The following is a 20,540-nucleotide window of genomic DNA, read 5'->3' as shown; positions in this document are numbered from 1 at the left end:
GAGGCATGCGAAACATGGCGGCGTCGAGCCGATGGGACTGCGGGCGGTTGGCTCGTGGTACAGCGATTTTGATGAATCTTGGGCCTTCGGATTGCACCACCTGCGACGAAGAATGGCGTTCATCGATGACGCGGCCCGCTTGCGGCGTCCTCGTCCCCGCTTCGGGCGATGCCGCCCTCACCCCTTCAGGAGTCCTTCATGACCCAACGTCTCGATTACACCCAGGTGGCGCCCGCCGGCGTCAAGTCGCTCGGCGGCGTCTACGGCTACGTGTCCCAGTGCGGCCTGCCGGCGACGCTGGTGGAGCTGGTCTTCCTCCGGATCTCGCAGATCAACAACTGCGCCTACTGCCTGGACATGCACACCCGCGACCTGATGAAGAAGGGGGTGCCGATCGAGAAGCTGACCCTGGTGCAGGCCTGGGAGGAAGGCGGCGCGCTGTTCGACGCCCGCGAGCGCGCGGCGCTGGCTTGGGCCGAATCGGTGACGCGGGTGGCGAGCACCGGCGTCCCGGACGCCGACTTCGCTGCAGCGCATGCGGTGTTCAGCGAAAAGGAGCTGGTCGACCTGACGATCGCCATCGGCCTCATGAACACCTATAACCGCCTCGCGATCAGCTTCCGCAACCCGCCGCAGGCGGTGGCGATGGCGGCGCGCTGAGGACTGGCCATGGCAATCCGCTGAGCCGGCGATTCTCTGCGGTGCTGCACCACGCTACGCGACGTCGGGCGTTGAGCTCACCCTCCGCGCAACCGACCGCGCGGCGCTCAACCGATCGCGCGCCGAAGGTTCTCGCGAGCGCGGGCCTCGAAGCGCTCGCGCAGCACCGCTGTGCTGTAGAGCACCGGCCGGTCGAGGAAGGTCCGCAGGATCTGTCGACGTTTGCGCCGGAACAGGAAGCCAGGCACGAATGCGTATTCATCGCGGATCTGACGCTCGTACTCGTCGAAGCGCGGGCGCTCGGCGCCAAGGATGGCCAGGTCGATGTCTACGAGCACCTGCTCGTCGGCGCTGCCAGGCACACCATCATGTCGGGTGACCAGCACCAGCTGACGCACCCGTTCGGCGGCCGCGGGCGGGACGCCGGCCTCAGCCAGCGCACGGCGCGCCCATTCGGCGCTGCGTTCCTCGTTGCCGGATCCCTTGACGTCATAGACGGCATCGTGGAACCACAGTGCCATCTCGACCTCCTCCGGACGCTCCGCCAGATCGCGGACCTGCTCGAGCAGCGTCAGGCATTCCTCGAGGTGCTGCCGCGTGTGGTAGCGGCGTTGCGGTTCGGCGTAGCAGGCGAGCAGCTCGTCGCGTAGCGCGATGCTGTCAGCGCGATCCGGGTCGGTGGTCCCGCCGCCGGATTGGACCAGGGTGGACCAGGCGCGCCGCCAGGAGCGTTCGAAGAGAGCGTTCATGTGGCCGCGATGGTAGCGGCTGACTGCCGTTCGACCGGCCTGCCCGACAGATCAACCGGCGCTCTTGTGTCAGCCGGTGGACGGTCATCGCCCGGTGTGCACGGATTGGACATCGGGTTCATGGCGGGACGCCGGCCCGCTGGCCTACGATGCGCCCCCATGGCCATCCACATGACGACCCCGACCGTCGCCTCCGACGCCTTCAGCACCGCCGATCAACGCGTCTGGCTGAAGCTCGAAGCCCTGCAACCTTGCGGCTCGTTCAAGCTGCGCGGCATCGGCCACGCGTGCGAGGTGCATGCCGGGCGCGGCGCGAAGCGATTGCTGTCGTCGTCGGGCGGCAATGCCGGCATGGCGGTCGCCTATGCGGGCAAGCGGCTCGGGCTGCCGGTGGTCGTGGTCGTGCCCGAGACCACGCGCGAGTGGCCCAAGACGCTGATCCGGCGCCAGGGCGCGGAGGTCATCGTCCACGGCACGAGCTGGATGGAGGCCAACGAGCACCTGATGTCGCTGCGACAGCCCACCGATGCATTCATCCATCCGTTCGACGATCCCCTGCTGTGGGACGGCCATGCGTCGATGATCGAAGAGGCCGCAACGCAGATGCCGCGGCCCGATGCGGTCGTGCTGTCGGTCGGCGGCGGCGGTCTGATGAGCGGCGTGCTTCAGGGCATGCATGCCGTCGGATGGCAGGACGTGCCGCTGGTCGCGGCGGAAACGATCGGCGCGGATTCGCTGAATGCATCGATCGCCGCCGGCGAACTCGTGACGCTGGAGGGCATCACGAGCATCGCCACCTCGCTCGGCGCCCGACGCGTGAGCGAGCGGGCCTTCGCATGGACGAAGCAGCATGCGGTCGTCGCGACCACGGTGAGCGACGCTGAAGCCGTGCAAGCCTGCCTCACGGTGGCCAAGGAACATCGACTGATCGTCGAGCCGGCATGCGGCGCAGCGGTCGCCGCCGCGCTGAAGCGCTCGGTGCCGGTGCTGCAGCACGCGCGGCATGTGCTGGTGATCCTGTGCGGCGGAGCCTGTGCGACGTATGAGGATCTGCAGGCGTGGGCGGGGTGAGGCGATACCGGCTCCGCAGCGGCATCCTCAGAAGCCGTCGCAGCTGGTCTCCTGAGACCCGCAGATCCTGTCCAGCCACAGCCTGAACCGACCACGGGGAAGCCCGGTTCGCGCTTCAGGCGCGATATCCAGGCTGCTGCGGATCTCCGCAGGAATCTTGGCGTCAACAAACTCCATCTGCACCCAGCCGCCTTCGCAATCCACCAGCGTGCCAGCCCGAGCGAAGTCTCTCGAGTCGAAGAGACGGTCATCCTTGAGTTGTAGGCCTATCGGTGCCGACGTGTCGGGGCGGATGCGACCTGCACCGGTCTGCGCCTTGACGATCAACTTTCTCCCGCTGACCCACCCTTCCCCCGCATAGGTGGGACGAGCCGGCCGCTCAGTGAGCTGCTCTTCATCGGCTGAGTTCCGGATCTTGAACCACCCTTTGGAGGCGCCAATCACTTCGGTTCGGACCCGCACGCGGGCGCCATCCGCCTGATCGACCCACACAGGAGGCAGTTTTCCCACGATACGTGCGTTCACGCTGGGTTGCGCCCGGACGTTCAGTCCCGCGGGATCGGTCTCATCCACAAACGCTACCAACTCGCATTGGCCAGGCGCCGGCGCCTCCGCGGCAGCCGTCGCTGCGACGCTCAGGAGGGTGACGAAGGCAGCGCCAAGAAGGGACCGGTTAGCGGCAATCGACAAGCACATAGAAGAACCTCGGATCCTTGCCGAGCGCAGAAAGGAACGCCGGATAGTAGTCCTTGCGAATCGTCTGGCAGCCCGCCGATCCAGTGTTATTCATGCCACCTCGATGGATGTACATCGTCCTGCCGACACCCTTTGGATCGATGCGATCAGCGTCACTCAACGTGAAGCGGCCGTCGCCGTTCGTATCCCTTTCGACGGTTTGCGGTGCGACCGCCTGAAAGGCTGGTGCATCCAGAAACTCTCGACCGAGGTCCTTGAAGAAGTAGGTTCCCGCGAGCAGGCGGCCCGCATCGCGAATGCCATCGCGATCCACATCTTCCCCATGCACATGCCTGGCCGTTTGAACGCCCTTGTAACGATCGTCCAATAGCTTGCCGCCCACTTTGGTCGCGCGCTGGGCGTACTGAGCCCCCGGCTCCGTGCTCGCTGGGAAGAATTTGACGCTCCCTCGTCGATTCCAACCATTCAGGACGGCGATGTAGTCGTCGTAGACGCCAAGGCCCTTGTTATCCAGTGTTGAAGTTTCGCGGCGCAATCCCAGCACCACCAGACGCGCTTGCTCCAGCGCCCGGCTGGCCTGCGGCGTGGCTCGCTGATGAACGATGCTGGCGCAATAGGCGTACGCCATCTCCGTCGAGAGGAACGGAAATCGCGGCAACTCCGGTCGAGCGCGGCGTTGCTCGCTCCACTCGAGCAGGAGACGCGCGCCGTCCGGCGTCCGATTGAGCGCAGCCCTCGCCTCCCAGGTCAAAGCCCGGTCAGCCAATCGCGAGGCAGTGGTAACAAGCTGCGGGTGAAGTTTGGCCAAGTCCATGCGCCATCGACCAACTGCCGCCGAGGCGTCCCTCTGAACCTCTGCAGAGAATCGGTCGGCAAGGCCTGCAACGTCCGCCAGTAATGCATTCGAGACTGTCATCACCAAATGTCCGGTCACCCGTCATGGGTCGAAGTGATGTCTCCAATTCTGTTGGACGGGACGTCTGTCCAAGTGGCCGAAGGTCATATGGCGCCCTGTCTGCGCCTCGCCATGCACAGGGGCCGCCAACGCCCCCTACATGCGCTCGCCAGGCATCTCGCTCGCCGCCTTGACCCAGGCCACGAACGCCGCCTCATCCAGCGGCTCCTGCTCGCTCACATGCAGGTAGCGCGCATGCGCGGTCCTCGAGTCCACCGGCGGCATCGGCTCCAGCGACTTGCCGTTGAAGAACGCCACCTTGACGTAGCGCGTCATCACATGGACGCCGAGGAACCAGGTCTCGCCGTCCATGCCGTAGAGCGGCGAGTTGTACTTCACCGCCTTGCGGACCTCGGGCACCGCCTCGACGACCAGCGCGTCCAGGCGCCTCACCACGTCCCGCTTCCAGCCCGTGAGAGCGGCGATATAGGCCTGCACCGGCGCGTCGCCGTGCCCCTTCGGGATCTGGGGGTTGCCGCCGGCGAGCAAAGCACCCGCGTCGGCCGGGCTCGCCGCCGTCTGCTTCTTCATGGCACGCGTCCGTCTGTCGAGGAGATCGGCGAACCTTAACACTGCCTTCACGCCGAGACCCGCTAACAGCGTCGAGTCCCCTCGCCCCTCACCCCTCGCCTCTCCCCCTCGGGGGAGAGCGAAAGGTTCTCACGGAGTGATATCGATCAAGACATCGCTGGCGCTAGAAATGTGATTGGTCCGGCATCCCTGCCCTCCCTACGATCGCTGTCACCTCACGAGGTGCGTCGCCCATCGGCGTGACCTCCACAGCAACATCAACGAGGAGACAACGACCATGAAGACGACGCGTCGTCATCTGCTGGCCATGGCCGCGCTCGGCCTGTCGCTGGCCGGCACCGCTTCCAGCGCACTCGCCGCCGACAAGCCGCTCGTCCTGGGCTTCTCCCAGGTCGGCGCCGAAAGCGAATGGCGCACCGCCAACAGCAACTCGATCAAGGACGCCGCCAAGCAGGCCGGCATCACCCTCAAGTTCGCCGACGCCCAGCAGAAGCAGGAGAACCAGGTCAAGGCCATCCGCAGCTTCATCGCGCAGAAGGTGGATGTCATCGCCTTCTCCCCGGTCGTCGAGTCCGGCTGGGACACCGTCCTGCGCGAGGCGAAGAACGCCAAGATCCCGGTCATCCTCACCGACCGCGCCGTCAAGGTCAGCGATCCCTCCCTCTACGTCACCTTCATCGGCTCCGACTTCGTCGAGGAAGGCCGCAAGGCCGGCCGCTGGCTGGTCGACTGGGCCAAGAAGAACGCCCCGACCGGCGAGGTCAACATCGTCGAGCTGCAAGGCACCGTCGGCTCCGCGCCGGCCCTCGACCGCAAGCGCGGCTTCGAGGAGATCATCCAGGCCGAGCCTCGGCTGAAGATCGTGCGCTCGCAGTCCGGCGACTTCACCCGGGCCAAGGGCAAGGAAGTCATGGAGGCCTTCCTGAAGGCCAAGGACAAGAAGATCCACGTCCTGTTCGCGCATAACGACGACATGGCCATCGGCGCCATCCAGGCGATCGAGGAAGCCGGCCTGAAGCCCGCCAAGGACATCGCCATCGTCTCCATCGACGGCGTGCGCGGCGCCTTCCAGGCCATGGCCGCGGGCAAGCTCAATGTCACCGTCGAGTGCAACCCGATGCTCGGCCCGCAGCTGATGCAGCTGGCCAAGGACGTCGTCGCCGGCAAGCCGGTGGCCAAGCGCATCACGACCGAGGAAGGCGTCTTCACCGCCGACGTCGCGGCCAAGGAACTCCCCAACCGCAAGTACTGATGAGCGCCCCGGCTCCGCTGCTGTCGCTCGCCGGCATCGACAAGGGCTTCCCCGGCGTCCAGGCCTTGTCCGGCGTCGGGCTGCGGCTCTTCGTCGGCGAGATCCATGCGCTGATGGGCCAGAACGGCGCCGGCAAGTCGACGCTGATCAAGGTCCTCACCGGCCTTTACCCGCCGGATGCCGGCCGCATCGAACTCGGCGGCGCGGCGATCGCGCCGCGTTCCACCGCCGACGCGCAGGCGCTGGGCATCAGCACCGTCTACCAGGAGGTCAACCTCGTCCCCAACCTCTCGGTGGCGGAGAACCTCTTCATCGGCCGCTATCCGCGGCGCTGGGGCCAGATCGACTGGCGCCGCATGCGCGAACGCTCGCGCCAGCTGCTGGCCGAGCTGGAGCTCGACATCGACGTGGAGGCGCCGCTGGCGCGCTACTCGCTGTCGATCCAGCAGATGGTGGCCATCGCGCGGGCGCTCAACATCTCGGCGCGGGTGCTGATCCTCGACGAGCCCACCTCCAGCCTCGACGAGGCCGCCGTCCAGCACCTGTTCCGGGTCATGCGTCGACTGCGCGAACAGGGCCTGGCCCTGCTCTTCGTCACCCACTTCCTGGACCAGGTCTACGCCGTCTCCGACCGCATCACTGTCATGCGCAACGGCCGCACCGAGGGCGAGTACCTGGCCCGCGACCTCGGCCGGCTCGAGCTGATCCAGAAGATGGTGGGCCCGCACGCGGCCTCGACAGCGCCGCTGGCGGCCTGCGCGCAGACGACCACGCCGGCGCTGACCACCCACGGCCTCGCGCGCCGCGGCGCCTTGCAGCCGCTGGACCTGGAGATCCGCGAGGGCGAGGTGCTGGGCCTGTGCGGCCTGCTCGGATCGGGCCGCACCGAGGCGGCGCGGCTGCTGTTCGGCGCTGACAGCGCCGATGCTGGCGACATCGAGATCGCCGGCCGGCGGCAGCGCTTCGCGTCGCCCCGCCAGGCCATCGCCAGCGGCCTGGCCTTCTGTTCCGAAGACCGCAAGCTCGAGGGTGCGGTGCTGGCGCTGTCGGTCCGCGAGAACATCGTGCTCGCGCTGCAGGCGCGGCAAGGCTGGTGGCGAGCGATCCCGCTCAAGCGCCAGCAGGCGATTGCTGCCGATTACGTCCAGCGCCTGGGCATCAAGACGGCGGACATCGAGACGCCGATCGGCCTGCTCTCGGGCGGCAACCAGCAGAAGGCCTTGCTGGCCCGCTGGCTGCTGACGCAGCCGCGGCTGTTGATCCTGGACGAGCCGACGCGCGGCATCGACGTGCGCGCGAAGGAGGAGATCATGGACGAGGTCCGTCGCCTGTGCGCCGAGGGCGACGACGACGACCGCCGCATGGCGGTGCTGTTCATCTCGTCCGAGCTGCCCGAGGTCCTGCGCTGCAGTGACCGTGTGGTCGTCCTGCGCGACCGCCGCGCGATCGGCACGTATGAGCGCGGCCAGCTCGACGAACGCTCGGTCCTTGAAGTGATCGCCGCCGATGGTCCCCGCTAGCAGAACCGTTGAAGGAAGGCGGTGGTCGGGGACGGCAGTGCGTGGGGTTTTGGCGCTTGCCGCCAAGGCCCCATGCATTGGCGGCTAACGCCCCGGCCGCGGCAGTACCTGCCAGAGCGCATGAATCGAAAGACTCCCGTGACAGACGCCCTCCCCCTGAGCGCGCTCCCGACGCCGAAGCGTCGCCGCGTGCTCGCCGTCATGGCCGAGCATCCCTTGCTCCGCCCGATCGCCGCGCTGGCGATCCTGCTGCTGATCGACGTGATCCTGCTGCCGGGCTTCTGGCACCTGGAGGTCAAGGACGGCCACCTGTACGGCCCGCTGATCGACATCCTGAACCGTGCCGCGCCGCTGATGCTGGCGGCCCTGGGCATGAGCCTGGTGATCGCGACGCGCGGGATCGACGTGTCGATCGGCGCTGTCGTGGCGATCGCCGCGACGGTGGCGGCGATGCTGGTCAACGGTGACCGGCCGCTGATGGTCGCCTATGCGGGCGCGCTCGGTGCCGCGCTGCTGTGCGGCGTGTGGAACGGCGTGCTGGTGGCCGGCCTCAAGCTGCAGCCGATCATCGCGACCCTGATCCTGATGGTGGCGGGCCGCGGCCTGGCGCAGCTGCTGTCGGACGGCCAGATCCTGACCGTCTACCGCGACGACTTCTTCGTGCTGGGCGGCGGCTACCTGCTGGGGCTGCCGGTGTCGCTGTGGGTGGTGGCGGCGCTCTCGCTCGCGACTACCGCGCTGCTGCGCAAGACGGCGCTGGGCCTGTTCATCCAGGCGGTGGGCCTCAACCCGGTCGCGTCGCGCCTGGCGGGCCTGCGCACCGCGACGCTGATCTTCGGCACCTATGTCTTCGCCGCCGGCTGCGCGGGCCTGGCGGGACTGATGATCGCGTCCAACATCAAGAGCGCCGACGCCAACAACGCCGGCCTGCTGCTGGAGCTCGACGCCATCCTGGCGGTGACGCTGGGCGGCGCCTCGCTGGCCGGCGGCCGCTACCACCTGGCGGGCGCGCTCATCGGCGCGCTGATCATCCAGACCTTGACGACGACGATCTACTCGCTGGGCGTCCCGCCCGAAGTCAACATGGTGGTCAAGGCCGTCGTCGTGTTCCTGCTCTGCATCCTGCAGTCGAGCGAGCTGCGCCCGATGCTGCGCCGGCTGGCCCCTCGCGGAGGCGCCCGATGACTCCCCTCGTCCTCTTCCAGCGCTGGCTGCGCCAGCCGGCCTTCAGCGCGCAGGTCACCGTCGTGCTGCTGCTCGCGCTGATCGCCGCCGGCGGCGCGCACTACACCGGCTTCGCCGCGCCGCAGGTGATGCTCAACCTGGTCATCGACAACGCCTACCTGCTGGTGCTGGCCGTCGGCATGAGCCTGGTCATCCTGTCCGGCGGCATCGACCTGTCGGTCGGCGCGGTACTGGCGCTGGCCACGACCGTCGCCGCCTGGCTGCTGCATCACGCGCACTGGCCCGCCTGGGCGGTCATCGCGCTCGTGCTGGGCGGCGGCGCGGCCTTCGGCGTGCTGCAGGGCGCGCTCATCCATGCGTTCCGGCTGCAGCCCTTCATCGTGACGCTGGCCGGGATGTTCCTCGCGCGCGGCCTGTGCTACCTGATCAGCGTCGACTCGATCACGATCGACGATCCCACCTTCGTCGCGGTCTCGCAGACCCAATGGCAGGTGCCCGGCGGCTTCATCTCGCCGAGCGCCGCCATCGCCATCGCCGTGCTGGTGGTCGGCATCTGGCTGGCGCACCGCAGCGCCTTCGGCCGCGCGGTCTATGCGCTGGGCGGCAACGAGCAGTCGGCGCTGATGATGGGCCTGCCGGTGGGCCGCACCAAGCTGATGGTGTACGGCCTGAGCGGCTTCTGCGCCGCGCTGGCCGGCCTGCTCTTCGCGTTCTACATGCTCAGCGGCTACGGCCTGCATGCGCAGGGCGCGGAGCTGGATGCGATCGCGGCGGTGGTCATCGGCGGCACCATGCTCAGCGGCGGCTATGGCTATGTGGCCGGCGCGCTGTCGGGGGTGCTGGTGCTGGGCGTGATCCAGACGCTGATCGCCTTCGACGGCACCCTCAGCTCCTGGTGGACCAAGATCGTCATCGGCGCACTGCTGTTCGTGTTCTGCGTCGTGCAGCGCCTGCTGGCGCGGCCTGCGGGACAGGCCTGAGCCCGCCGTCCGGCATCGCGAGGACGTGGACCCGGCCGCCCTGGCGGACCACCCTCGCCATCACCCGAATTCAGTCCGACTTCAGCCCGACTTCCACCGTCCGAGTCCTCGCCGCATGATCCCCACTGCCTTCAAGTCCTGCGTCGGCGCCGCGCTGGTCGCGGCCCTGGCGCTCGCCGCCGCGCCGGCGCAAGCCGCCAACCCGCTCTTCCCGCAGCGCTACACCGCCGATCCCGCCGTGCTGGTGGACAACGGCCGCGTCTACCTCTATGTCGGCCAGGACGAGGCCCCGCCCGACGGCAAGGACTTCGTCATGAACGAGTGGCGCGTCTACTCGAGCTGCGACCTGGTGCGCTGGACCGACCACGGCTCGCCGATGAAGGCGCTGGACTTCAGGTGGGCCAAGGGCCGTGCCTGGGCATCGGACATCAGCAGGCGGGTCGTCGGCGGCAAGCCGACCTACTTCTTCTACACCACGGTCGAGCACGCGACGGTGCCGGGCTTCGCCGTCGGCGTCGCGACATCGGACAGCCCCACCGGGCCGTTCAAGGACGCGCGCGGCTCGGCGCTGATCACCAACGACATGACGACCCAGACGGACATCGCCTGGGATGACATCGACCCGGCCGTGTTCGTCGACGACGACGGCCAGGCCTACCTCTACTTCGGCAACACGGTCCTGAAGTTCGCGAAGCTGAAGCCGACGATGACCGAGCTGGACGGACCCATCACGGTCGTGCCGGTCAAGGACTTCACCGAGGCGTCCTACCTGCACAAGCACAAGGACACCTACTACCTGTCCTACTCGCAGCACTTCCCCGAGGAGACCGCCTACCTGACCGGTCCCAGCGCGACCGGGCCGTGGACGTCGCGCGGCGTGATCATGGCGAAGAACGAGAAGACACCGACGATCCATCAGGCGATCTTCGAGTTCAACGGCAGGAGCTACATCGCGTACCACAACGCCAAGCTGCCGGGCGGCGGCGAGTTCAGGCGCTCGGTCGCGATCGAGGAGCTCCACTACAACGCGGACGGCACCATCCGCTTCATCCCGCAGACAGAGGCCGGCCCCGCGCCCAATCCGTCCCCGGGGTGCAAGGGCTGAGCCCTCAGCGGGCGTAGAGCTCCTTGGCGACGCCACGCACCTCATGCAGCAGCGCCTGCGCACCGGGCGACAGCAGATGCCCTTCCCGCGTGATGATGCCGAACGCATCCATGCTGCATGGCAGCTCGATCGGCAGGATCGCCAGCGCCTTCAGCGAGGCGTAGTAGCGCGCCACCTCGACCGGCATCACATGCAGCGCGTCGGACTGCTGCAGCAGCGCGGTGATCACCAGCAGCGCGGTCGTGTCGACGGCATCCGCCGGCGGCTCGATCGCGGCGCGCCGGAACATCTGCTCCCAGCGGTGGCGCAGCACGCTGCCGGGCGGCGGCAGGATCCAGGACTGCGTGGCCAGGTCGGCCAGCGACAGGTCGTCGCGCATCAACAGCGGATGCCCGATCCGGGCCACCGCGCAGGCGGGCTCGCCACTGAGCTCCTCGTACTGCAGGCCGGACACGCTGTCCTCCTCCAGGATGCGACCGATCATGAAGTCCAGCACGCCGCGCTGCAGCTGGTCCAGCAGCACCTTGCTGGTCTCCATCTGCACGCCGATGCGCAGCAGCGGCGCACTGGCCTTGACCCGCGCGATCGCCCGCGGCAGCAGCGACATGCCCGGCGTCATGATCACGCCGACCTCGACCTGGCCGGTCAGGCCCTTCTTCAGCGCGACGATGTCGTCATGCGCCGCCGCCAGGCTGGTCAGCGCCATGCGCGCATGCCGGATCATGGTCTCGCCGAACAGCGTCGGCTCCATGCCGCGCGGCAGGCGCTCGAACAGCTTGACCTCGAGCATGTCCTCCAGGTCCTTGAGCTGCTTGGATGCGGCGGGCTGGGTCATGCACAGCGCCTCGGAGGCGCGGTGGATGTTGCGGTGGTCGTCCAGCGCGATCAGCAGCAGCAGCTGCCGCGTCTTCAGCCGCGCGCGCAGGAACCAGTTGGGATTGGGAGCGTCGTCCATCGCGTCGGGGGTCGGTCAGGCCAGGTCCACGATGCCCTTGGCGGAGAGCACGTTGCTCAGGTCGTCGCCGGTTTCCTGCAGCTGCACCAGCGTGGCCTGGCGCGCGCCCAGCGGATCGCGGTTGCGGATCGCGGTCAGGATGGCCTGATGGCGCGGCAGCGAGAGTTCATGGGTGTTGGGCAGCTGGCTGCTCAGCAGGATCGATTCGCGCAGCGCCAGCGACAGCATGTTGCCGATGTAGGCCATCAGGTCGTTGTTGGTGGCCTCGGCGATGTGGCGGTGGAAGGCCAGGTCGGGCTCGAGCAGCTCCTCGGTGTCGGTGGCCGCGGCCATGCCGTCGAAGGCTTCCTCGATGCGATGCAGCTGGTCCGGCGTCGCGGCCTTGGCCGCCAGCGCCGCGGCGGCGGGCTCGAACACGCGCCTGACCTCCATCAGCGTGTTCAGGAATTCCGTCTGCGGCTTGGACTGGATCAGCCAGTACAGCACGTCGGGGTCGAGCAGATGCCATTCGTTGCGCGGCCGCACGATCGCGCCGGCGCGTTGGCGCGACACCACCAGCCCCTTGGCCACCAGCACCCGGATGGCCTCGCGCAGCACCGGCCGGCTGATCTCGTACCGGTCGAGCAGCTGCTGCTCGGCGGGCAGGCGGTCGCCGGGGCCGAGCTCGCCCGAGACGATCGCCAGGCCAAGCTCGCTGACGATGCGGCCGTGCTGGCTCTTGCCCTCGGCGCGGCGGGCGCGTGGGCTGTAGGTCGAATGATCGGCGCGGGTCTTCATATCGGGCGGCAGGCTATCACGGGCGGCCGGCCGGCAGACTCGCGACAAATCCTCCCTTGGCGGGCGACGCGATGCGTTGCAGGCCCCCGGTCCTGGCCGAGCGCCGGCAGCCGCCCGGCGGGCCTGCCCGTCCTCATGCGTCCACCGCCTGCACCGGCCCGTCGGGCTGCGGCTGACCGAAGTCCGGCAGCCCATCCGCCCGCCAGCCGAAAGGCTGCACCCGCGCATGGCGGTTGGGATCGTGCAGCGGATCGCCGACGATGTCGCGGTAGCTTCGGGCGTGATAGACCAGCAGGTCGGTCCGGCCGTCCAGCGTGGTCGTGAAGCTGTTGTGGCCCGGGCCGTACTGGCCGTTGGCGCTGGCGAAGACCGGCGTCGGCGACTTGTGCCAGACCGACGGATCGAGCAGATCCGCCTGCGCATCGGCCCATACCAGCCCCATGCAGTAGTTGGCGTCGGTCACCGCCGCCGAGTAGGCGACCAGCACGCGACCGAAACGCTGCAGCACCGCCGGCCCCTCGTTGACGGCGAAGCCCACCCGCTCCCAGGGCAGCACGGCCTCGCTGATCAGGGTCGGCGCGCTCTTGAGCGTCCAGGCATTGGCCAGCGTGGCCAGGTAGAGATTGGTCTTGCCCTGCCGCGCGCGGTCCGCCTCGGCCCAGCACAGGTACTGCTCGCCGCCATGACGGAAGGTCGTCGCATCCAGCGCGAAATCGTCCAGCGGCGTGTGGATCTGGCCGCGTTCGATCCACTCGCCCTGCGTCGGATCGGCATGCGCGTTCTCCAGCACATGCATCCGGATCTTCCAGATGTCGTCGCGCTCGCCGCCGGCGAAGTAGATCAGCCAGCGGCCGTCCACCCGATGGAGCTCGGGCGCCCAGATGTGCCAGCTCGCCGGTCCCTGCTCATGGCGGGTCCAGACGATCCGCGGCGACGCGCCCGGCAGATCCTCGATGCGGGCGGCGCTGCGCAGCTCGATGGCGTCGAAGCCCGGCACCGAAGCGGTGAACCAGTAGCGCCCGTCGTGCAGCGACAGGTGGGGGTCGGCGCGTTGGGGGATCAGCGGATGGGACCAGTTCAGCGGCATGAGGGCGAGCGGGGCGACAGAAGGAAGAAGGACGATCGAGGCTTGCCGGACAGGCGACGATCAGCGGGGGTGAAGGACGATCACGTTCCAGGACGCGGGCCTGAGCGTCACGCGCAGCGCGTCGCCGTCGACGCAGACGCCGCCCAGCGCGCGCGGCTGGAAGCGATCCGGCAGGTCGACGGTGTTGGCGGCGTGGAGATCCAGGTCATGGAGCTCCCAGGCCTCGCCGAGCGCCAGCCCGGCTTCGCCGCCCAGGCCCTGCAGCGCGACCGCGAGGTCCATCGGCGTTGCCAGGTGACGGTTCAGCGCGAAGATCGCGAGCGTGCCGTCGTCCTCGTTCCAGACGACGCTGGCCACCAGGTACGGCAGTTCGCCTTCCTTGACATTCGGATAGGTGGGGGACGCGATCGCCGGACGCAGCACGGTGCCGCGGCCGAAGCGCGAGGCCAGCGCGAAGGGCCAGAAGATGGTCTGCCGCCAGGCGGGTCCGCCGGGCTCGGTCATGATGGGCGCGATCACGTTGACCAGCTGCGCGAGGCAGGCCACCTTCACCCGGTCGGCATGGTTCATCAGCATGCACAGCATGCCGCCGACCAGCAGCGCATCCTCGACGGTGTAGACCTCCTCGAGCAGCCGCGGCGCCTCGGGCCAGCCGCCCTGCTTCAGGTGATGGCCGTGCCGCGCGCGGTACCAGACATTCCACTCGTCGAAGCTCAGCATCAGCCGCTTTGTCGAACGCCGCCGCGCCGCCACCGCATCGGCGATCGCGACGGTCGCCTCGATGTAGCGCGCATTGGTCTCGATCTGGGCGAAGAAGCTCTCGGTGCTGGTGTCCGCGCCCGGCGGCAGCAGGCCGTCCGGCGCGAAGGGCTTCACGAAGTAGCTGTGCAGCGAGACGAAGTCGACCTCGTCGTGGCAATGCATCAGCACGCGGTCCTCCCACTCGCCATAGGTCGGCATGTCGAAGGCCGACGATCCGCAGGCGGCCAGCTCGATCCCCGGCTGCAGCATGCGCATCAGCTTGGCGGTCTCCTGGGCGAGGCGGCCGTACTCGTCCGGCGTCTTGCGGCCGATCTGCCAGGGGCCGTCCATCTCGTTGCCCAGGCACCAGAGCGGAATCCGGTGCGGCGGCTCGACCCCGTGCGCCCGGCGCAGGTCCGACAGCGCGGTCCCGCCGGGATGGCAGCAGTACTCGAGGTAGCGGCGCGCGTCGTCCATGCCGCGCGTGCCGAGGTTGACGCCGAACATGGGGCTCAGGCCGAGTTCCTCGCACCAGGCCATGAACTCGTTGGTGCCGACCTGGTTGGTCTCGGTCGAGTACCACGCCAGGTCCAGCTTGCGCGGCCGCCGGTCCCGCGGCCCGACGCCGTCCTCCCAGTCGTAGCCCGACATGAAGTTGCCGCCGGGATACCGGACCAGCGTGACGCCGAGCTCCTTCACCAGCGCCTTCACATCGCCGCGGAAGCCCTGCTCATCGGCGCTCGGATGACCGGGTTCGAAAATCCCGGTGTAGACGCAGCGGCCGAGATGCTCGACGAAGGCGCCGAAGATCCGGCGGTCGAGCGCCCCGATCGCGAAGTCGCGATGCACCGTCAGCGCAGCCGGGAAGCCCTCGCCCGAGGCGCCGGGCAATTCGGAGGCGCCGCGGGCGCCGGCCGTGACGTGGGGGAAGGACATCTCAGCGCCTCACCTTCTTCAAGGCCTTGTTGACCTGCTTCTCGACATCGTCCTGCACCTCGGCGATCGACTTGCCGGACACCAGCAGGTTGCTCACGTCCTCGCCGATCAGCAGTTCGACCGCCCGCTGCGTCGGCACGCTGCTGGGCATCGACGCGCCGGTGCGCGTGATCTCGGTGAGGTTCTCGCGGAACGGCAGCGCGCGGAAGGCCTCACTCTGCGCCACCGAACGCCGCACCGGCAGATGGCCGGTGCGCGCCCACTCGGCGCTGCGCTGCCAGATGAACTGGAGCAGCTTCAGCGCCGCCGCATGTTGCTCCGGCGTGGCCGCGCCGCCCTTGAAGAGCGCCCAGCTGTGCCCGTCGGCGAAGACCGCCGGCCGCTGGTACAGCTGCGGGAAGGGCACGACGGTGTAGCCGCCCTTGAGCGGCGACTCCGGCTTGCGCGCCTCGCGCAGGAACTGGTCGATCGTCCAGGTGCCGACCACCACCACGCCGGCCTCGCCGTTCAGGAAGGCCTGGTTGGCCGCGCCGTAGTCCAGGTTGGGCTTCACATGCCCTTCGGTGTAGAGCCGCTGCATCAGCGACAACGCATTGACGACCTGCGGCTGGTGCATGTCGATGCGCCGGCCGTCCTCGCTGAACAGCTGGGTGTCCTGCTGCGCGATCAGCGTCTGGAAGGTGCGGTTGGTCGCCGCCGTCTCCTTCACGATCGCCCAGGCGAAAAGCGGCTTGCCGGTCCGCTGCTTGAATTGACGCGCCATCGCGAGCAGCTCGTCCGGCGAATGCGGCAACCTGGGCTTGCCGTCCGCGCCCATCAGTCCAGCCTGGCTCATCAGCGTGGTGTTGATGTGCCACAGCCAGGCCCAGGTGTCGAACGGGAGCGCATAGATCTGGCCGTTCAGCGTCACGCCACGACGCGCATGATCGGTGAAGTCGTTCACATCGATGCCCAGCGCCGGCAGCGACGCATCCAGCGGCTCGATCAGCCGCCGGCGCACATAGTCGCCCAACGCCGATTCATGCATCACCGCCACCGTCGGGATGTCCTTGGCCACGAGCCGCGCCGTCAGCTGGTCGTAGTACGGCGCCCACTCGGCCGTCTGCGTCTTCACCCGGATGCCGTCGGTGTTGGTCGCGTTGAACTCGTTGACCATCGCGGTCACGATGCCGCACTCGCCAACACCCTGGCTCGCGTCGTTCACCGCGCCGAACTTGGCGTCGCAGCTGCCGAAGAAACGCATCAGCGTGATCTCGGTCTTGGGGGCTGGCTCGGCGTGGTTGTCGCCGCAGCTGGTCAGGAGCGGGGTCGAGGTCAGGACCGCCGCGATGGTGGCCATGAACAAGGTGGCGGCCCTTCGCGCGAATGACTTCGGGGCGCCAGGCGCGGGCTCTCCACGGGGCATGGGGGATCCCTCCTGGACCCCCAAGCCCCATTCCGGCCCCACGGAGACTCGTTGACCGCGGGCCTGGGCCTGGGCGTCGGCCTGGGCGTGCGGGGTGCGCGGCGTGGTCATGAGCGCCCCGTCCCGGCGACGGCGGTCACCAGATGCTTCTGGAAGAAGAGATAGATCATCAGCACCGGGGCGCCGGCGAAGACCGCCTGCGCCATCAGGAAGCCCAGCCCCTCCGACTGGGCGAAGTTGGTCTGCGTCGAGGCCAGTCCCCGCGTCAGGGTGTACATCTCCGGCTTGGTCGCGATGACCAGCGGCCACAGGTAATCGTTCCAGCACGCCAGGAAGGTGAAGATCCCCAGCGTCGCCTGCGCCGGCAGCGTCAGCGGCAGCACCACCTTGAAGAAGGTCTTGAAGCGCGACGCGTTGTCCAGCATCGCCGCCTCCTCCAGGTCGATCGGCACCGCCTTGAAGTACTGCGTCATCAGGAAGACCCCGAACGGCGCCGCCAGCCCCGGCAGCGCCAGCCCGGCATAGGTGTTCTGCAAGCCCCAGTCGGAGAACAGGCGGTGCAGCGGGATGAAGACGCTCTGCGACGGCACGGCCAGCCCGAACAGCACCAGCGGAAACAACCATCGACGGCCCGGGAACTCGCAGCGCGCGAAGCCATAGCCCGCCAGCGAGGACAGCACCAGCACGCCCAGCGTCTGCAGCGCCGCCACGAGCGCGCTGTTGCCCAGCCAGCGGAAGACCGCCGAGGTCTGCAGGATGTCCGCGTAGTTGGCCAGCGTGTACGGCGGCGCCAGGAAGACGTCGGTGCGGACCATCAGCAGCTCGTTGGGCTTGAAGGAGAGCGCCAGCACCCACAGCAGCGGCAGCATCCACAGCGCCGCCAGCAGCACCAGCGCCGCCATCACCGCCCGGTCGAACCAGCCCTTGCGCAGCATCGGGGTCATCGACGCGCTCCTTGCGCGGCTTCGCGCCGCTCCAGCCACATCTGCACGCTGACGCCGACCAGCATCACCGCCAGCAGCACCTGCGACGCCGCGGTGGCGTAGCCCAGCGAGAGCTGCATGAAGGCCTGCTCGTAGATGAACTGCACGATCGGCCGCGTGGTGTTGTTGGGGCCGCCGTTGGTCATCAGCATGATCTGCGGGAAGACCTGGAACTGGCGGATGACCTCGATCACCGCCACCAGCGCCACCGTGCGCTTGAGCGCCGGCAGCGTCACATGCGTCAAGGTGCGCCAGCGGCTGGCGTTGTCCAGCGCGGCGGCCTCGTAGACGTCCGACGGGATCTGCTGCAGCGCCGACAGGAACAGCATCATCGGCAGCCCGATGATCCACCACACGGTGACCAGCGCCAGCGTGGGCAGCGCCAGCAGGTCGCTGGTCAGCCAGGGCAATTGCGGAATGCCCGCCGCCGCGCTGGCCTGCGCGACCAGGCCGCGCTCCGGCATCAGGGCCAGCTGCCACACCAGGGTGATCAGCGTGACGGAGAAGACGCTGGCGCAGAAGAACACCGCGCGCAGGAAGGCCGCCAGCTTGCCCGGGCGGTTCAGCGCCAGCGCCAGCATCAGCGAAAGCCCGACGAAGACCGGAACGCTGAACAGCACGAAGCGGATCGTGTTCCAGACAACCTGGTGGAAGACATCGTCCTCGATGAGCTCGCGGTAGTTCTGGAAGCCGACGAAGAAGCTGTCGTTGGACAGCAGGTCGTGGTCGTGGAAGCTGATGAACCAGCCCTTGGCCAGAGGCCAGAGCAGCAGCAGCACATAGACGGTCAGGAAGGGCAGGACGAACAGCGCATGCGCCGGGCGCGAGGCGCGCAGTCCGACGGAGGACTTCGACGCCATCACGCTCATGCCGCCACCACTGCGTGATGCGCCTGGCCTTGCGCATCGAAGAGATGCGCCTCCTCCATCGCGAGCGAGAGCTGCACCGATTCACCCGCAACCGGCGCCGCCCCGGCCACGGTGGCGATCGCCCGCGTGCCGTCGGCCAGCCGCACATGCGCCAGCGTGCGCTCGCCGAGGAACTCGACCATCTCCACCTGCGCCGGCAGCGGCCCGCGCGCGGCGGTGACCAGATGCTCCGGACGGATGCCGAGCGTCAGCTCACTGCCCGGCACCTCGGCCCCCACCTGCGTGCTGATCTCCTGCCCGCCCGGCAGTTCCACCGCCGCCATGCCTTGCCGGTCGGCGAGCCGGCGCACCGGGACGAAATTCATGCCGGGCGTGCCGATGAAGCCAGCGACGAAGCGCGTCGCCGGTCGGCGGTAGAGCTCCGATGGCGGCGCCACCTGTTCGATGCGCCCGGCGTTCATGACGACAATCCGCGTGGCCAGCGTCATCGCCTCGATCTGGTCGTGGGTGACGAAGATCATCGTGGCACCGAGGCGCCGGTGCAGTTGCGCGAGCTCCAGCCGCGTGCGGCCGCGCAGCGCGGCGTCGAGGTTGGACAGGGGCTCGTCGAACAGGAAGATCGCCGGCTCCTTGACCACCGCGCGCCCGATCGCGACCCGCTGGCGTTGACCGCCGGACAACTGGCCCGGCTTGCGCGCGAGCAGCGCGTCCAGCTCGAGCATCCGGGCCGCCTCCTGGATGCGGCGGCCGATCTCATCCTCCGCCAAGCCGATGTTGCGCAGGCCGAAGGCCAGGTTCTCGCGCACCGTCATGTGCGGGTACAGCGCGTAGTGCTGGAACACCATCGCGAGTTGCCGCTGGCCCGGCGCGGCGTGGGTGACCTCGCGTCCGCCGATCTCGATGCGGCCGGCGGTCACTTCCTCCAGCCCCGCGATCATCCGCAGCAGGCTGGTCTTGCCGCAGCCCGACGGGCCGAGGAACACGATGAACTCGCCCGGCGCCACGTCGAGCGACAGGTCGGGGATGACCTGCACCGCGCCATAGCGCTTGCAGATCTGCTCCAGTTTGAGGGCTGCCAACGGAATGTCTCCTAATTCTTGTGAGGGCGCAGCGCTTCAGCGGGTGATGAAGGGCTTCCCTAGAGTCTCGGCCAGCCGTCCTCGGTCCAGCGCAGTTCGTCGAATCTCAACTTGGGTTTGCCGCCGTCCTCGGCGTCATACGCATGACGCACGATCCAGCGGCCCCACACATCCTGGTGGCCCGGCCCGATCCAGCGGCCGGCCCCCTGCTCCACCAGCGTGCCGCCGCCGTCCATCAGGTCCCGGCCGTCCCGGTCGAGGAACGGCCCCTCCGCGGAGCGCGCCCGGCCGACCCGGATGTTGTAGGTACTGGCCGTCCCGCGGCAACACAAGTCGTGCGAGACGAACAGGTATATCCACTCGCCCCGCCGCACGATCGTCGGTGCCTCGATACCGCCCTTGTTGCGCGCGACGAATCGCGTCGGGCCGGTGGGCCGCATCGTGGCCGGGTCGAACTCGACGACGCGCAGGCCGCCCCAGAACGAGCCGTAGCTGAGCCACATCCTGCCGTCGCCACCACCGTCCTTCGCATCGACGAACAGGTCCGGATCGATGGCGTTGAAGTCGTCAGTGTCGACGCTCTTCACCATCGGCCCCTCGTCGCGCCACGGCCCGTCGAGCGAGTCGCTGCTGGCCAGGCCGATCGCCGAGCGGTTCTTGCCGAAGGTCGAGATCGAATACAGCAACCAGTACCGGCCCTTCAGCGCGAAGACCTTGGGCGCCCAGACGTCCAGTCCGCGATGTGCGGGCACGGCTTGCGCCCACCACGCCGGCGCCTCGGGGAACGCCGGCGCCAGGCGCTGCCAGCGACGGCCGTCCGTCGATCGCAGGTGCTGCACGCCCTGTCCCGTCGTGAAGACGTGGAAGACGCCGTCGCGCTCGATCAGCGTCGGGTCGTGGGCGCCTGCGGGATCCTCCAGCGAGGTGGCGCCCGCCGCCGGACCGGACACGCCATCCGCGCAACCGGCGAGCGACGCGGCGCCCACAGCGGCGCCGAGGGCTGC

At 68.5% G+C, this 20,540-nt stretch carries 20 protein-coding genes; 7 read left to right on the top strand and 13 right to left on the bottom strand.

Features of this window, described 5'->3' with window-relative positions; translation table 11 throughout:
• Positions 1-198 precede the first annotated feature (198 nt).
• Entirely contained in the window at positions 199-660 is a 462-nt protein-coding gene (locus tag CS062_RS19010; protein WP_099863137.1) for a carboxymuconolactone decarboxylase family protein, read from the top strand.
• A gap of 107 nt (positions 661-767) precedes the next feature.
• Here the strand turns inward: CS062_RS19010 and CS062_RS19005 are convergent, their stop codons facing one another.
• Positions 768-1,409: an HD domain-containing protein gene (locus CS062_RS19005; protein ID WP_099863136.1), complete on the bottom strand. Its 642-nt coding sequence runs from the start codon at positions 1,407-1,409 to the stop codon at positions 768-770.
• 159 nt (positions 1,410-1,568) lie between these two features.
• Between CS062_RS19005 and CS062_RS19000 the strand changes: the two genes are divergently transcribed.
• Positions 1,569-2,480: a pyridoxal-phosphate dependent enzyme gene (locus CS062_RS19000; RefSeq protein WP_099863135.1), complete on the top strand. Its 912-nt coding sequence runs from the start codon at positions 1,569-1,571 to the stop codon at positions 2,478-2,480.
• Positions 2,481-2,507: 27 nt separating this feature from the next.
• Here the strand turns inward: CS062_RS19000 and CS062_RS18995 are convergent, their stop codons facing one another.
• From CS062_RS18995 to CS062_RS18985, 3 genes are all read right to left on the bottom strand, one after another.
• Positions 2,508-3,005, bottom strand: a complete 498-nt coding sequence (locus tag CS062_RS18995; RefSeq protein ID WP_143742412.1) for an SH3 domain-containing protein — start codon at positions 3,003-3,005, stop codon at positions 2,508-2,510.
• Positions 3,006-3,153: 148 nt separating this feature from the next.
• Entirely contained in the window at positions 3,154-3,990 is an 837-nt protein-coding gene (locus tag CS062_RS18990; RefSeq protein ID WP_099863133.1) for a hypothetical protein, read from the bottom strand.
• 237 nt (positions 3,991-4,227) lie between these two features.
• Entirely contained in the window at positions 4,228-4,662 is a 435-nt protein-coding gene (locus CS062_RS18985; protein ID WP_099863132.1) for a DUF1801 domain-containing protein, read from the bottom strand.
• Positions 4,663-4,939: 277 nt separating this feature from the next.
• Here CS062_RS18985 and CS062_RS18980 point away from each other — a divergent pair, with 277 nt between their 5' ends.
• The 5 genes from CS062_RS18980 to CS062_RS18960 all read left to right on the top strand — a co-directional run bounded on the left by CS062_RS18980 (position 4,940) and on the right by CS062_RS18960 (position 10,704).
• Entirely contained in the window at positions 4,940-5,914 is a 975-nt protein-coding gene (locus CS062_RS18980) for an ABC transporter substrate-binding protein (RefSeq protein ID WP_099863131.1), read from the top strand.
• Positions 5,914-7,434, top strand: a complete 1,521-nt coding sequence (locus tag CS062_RS18975; protein ID WP_099863130.1) for a sugar ABC transporter ATP-binding protein — start codon at positions 5,914-5,916, stop codon at positions 7,432-7,434. Before CS062_RS18980 ends, CS062_RS18975 begins: the two co-directional genes overlap by 1 nt.
• A gap of 201 nt (positions 7,435-7,635) precedes the next feature.
• On the top strand, positions 7,636-8,619 hold the full coding sequence (locus tag CS062_RS18970) for an ABC transporter permease (protein WP_233218147.1): 984 nt from the start codon (positions 7,636-7,638) through the stop codon (positions 8,617-8,619).
• Positions 8,616-9,599, top strand: a complete 984-nt coding sequence (gene yjfF, locus CS062_RS18965) for a galactofuranose ABC transporter, permease protein YjfF (protein ID WP_099863128.1) — start codon at positions 8,616-8,618, stop codon at positions 9,597-9,599. Before CS062_RS18970 ends, yjfF begins: the two co-directional genes overlap by 4 nt.
• 115 nt (positions 9,600-9,714) lie before the next feature.
• The gene (locus CS062_RS18960) at positions 9,715-10,704 is read left to right on the top strand and encodes a glycoside hydrolase family 43 protein (protein WP_099863127.1); all 990 of its coding nucleotides are present in this window, start codon (positions 9,715-9,717) and stop codon (positions 10,702-10,704) included.
• A gap of 4 nt (positions 10,705-10,708) precedes the next feature.
• Here the strand turns inward: CS062_RS18960 and CS062_RS18955 are convergent, their stop codons facing one another.
• From CS062_RS18955 to CS062_RS18915, 9 genes are all read right to left on the bottom strand, one after another.
• A complete protein-coding gene (locus CS062_RS18955; protein WP_099863126.1) occupies positions 10,709-11,659 on the bottom strand; it encodes a LysR family transcriptional regulator in 951 nt (316 codons plus the stop codon).
• A gap of 15 nt (positions 11,660-11,674) precedes the next feature.
• Positions 11,675-12,436 (bottom strand): FadR/GntR family transcriptional regulator, encoded by a 762-nt coding sequence (locus CS062_RS18950; RefSeq protein ID WP_099863125.1) that lies wholly within the window; start codon positions 12,434-12,436, stop codon positions 11,675-11,677.
• 133 nt (positions 12,437-12,569) lie between these two features.
• Positions 12,570-13,523: a glycoside hydrolase family 43 protein gene (locus CS062_RS18945; protein ID WP_099863124.1), complete on the bottom strand. Its 954-nt coding sequence runs from the start codon at positions 13,521-13,523 to the stop codon at positions 12,570-12,572.
• Positions 13,524-13,583: 60 nt separating this feature from the next.
• Positions 13,584-15,200 carry an arabinosylfuranosidase ArfA gene (gene arfA, locus CS062_RS18940; protein WP_099863123.1) on the bottom strand — a complete coding sequence of 539 codons (1,617 nt, stop codon included), beginning with the start codon at positions 15,198-15,200 and terminating at the stop codon, positions 13,584-13,586.
• A 1-nt stretch (position 15,201) separates the two neighbouring features.
• A complete protein-coding gene (locus tag CS062_RS18935) occupies positions 15,202-16,539 on the bottom strand; it encodes an extracellular solute-binding protein (RefSeq protein WP_233218146.1) in 1,338 nt (445 codons plus the stop codon).
• Between the two features lie 173 nt (positions 16,540-16,712).
• Positions 16,713-17,549 (bottom strand): carbohydrate ABC transporter permease, encoded by an 837-nt coding sequence (locus CS062_RS18930; RefSeq protein ID WP_091724724.1) that lies wholly within the window; start codon positions 17,547-17,549, stop codon positions 16,713-16,715.
• Positions 17,546-18,457, bottom strand: coding sequence for a carbohydrate ABC transporter permease (locus tag CS062_RS18925; RefSeq protein WP_099863121.1), 912 nt, complete (start codon positions 18,455-18,457; stop codon positions 17,546-17,548). Before CS062_RS18925 ends, CS062_RS18930 begins: the two co-directional genes overlap by 4 nt.
• Positions 18,454-19,536, bottom strand: a complete 1,083-nt coding sequence (locus tag CS062_RS18920; protein WP_099863120.1) for an ABC transporter ATP-binding protein — start codon at positions 19,534-19,536, stop codon at positions 18,454-18,456. The genes CS062_RS18925 and CS062_RS18920 overlap by 4 nt, the downstream gene beginning before the upstream one ends.
• Before the next feature lie 59 nt (positions 19,537-19,595).
• A partial coding sequence (locus CS062_RS18915) for an arabinan endo-1,5-alpha-L-arabinosidase (protein WP_099863119.1) occupies positions 19,596-20,540 on the bottom strand: 945 nt, incomplete at its 5' end.

Source organism: Roseateles chitinivorans (assembly GCF_002761755.1).
Lineage (GTDB): Bacteria > Pseudomonadota > Gammaproteobacteria > Burkholderiales > Burkholderiaceae_C > Roseateles > Roseateles chitinivorans.
Note: the sequence above shows the minus strand (reverse complement) of the source record. Positions and strands in the feature narration are given on the sequence as shown.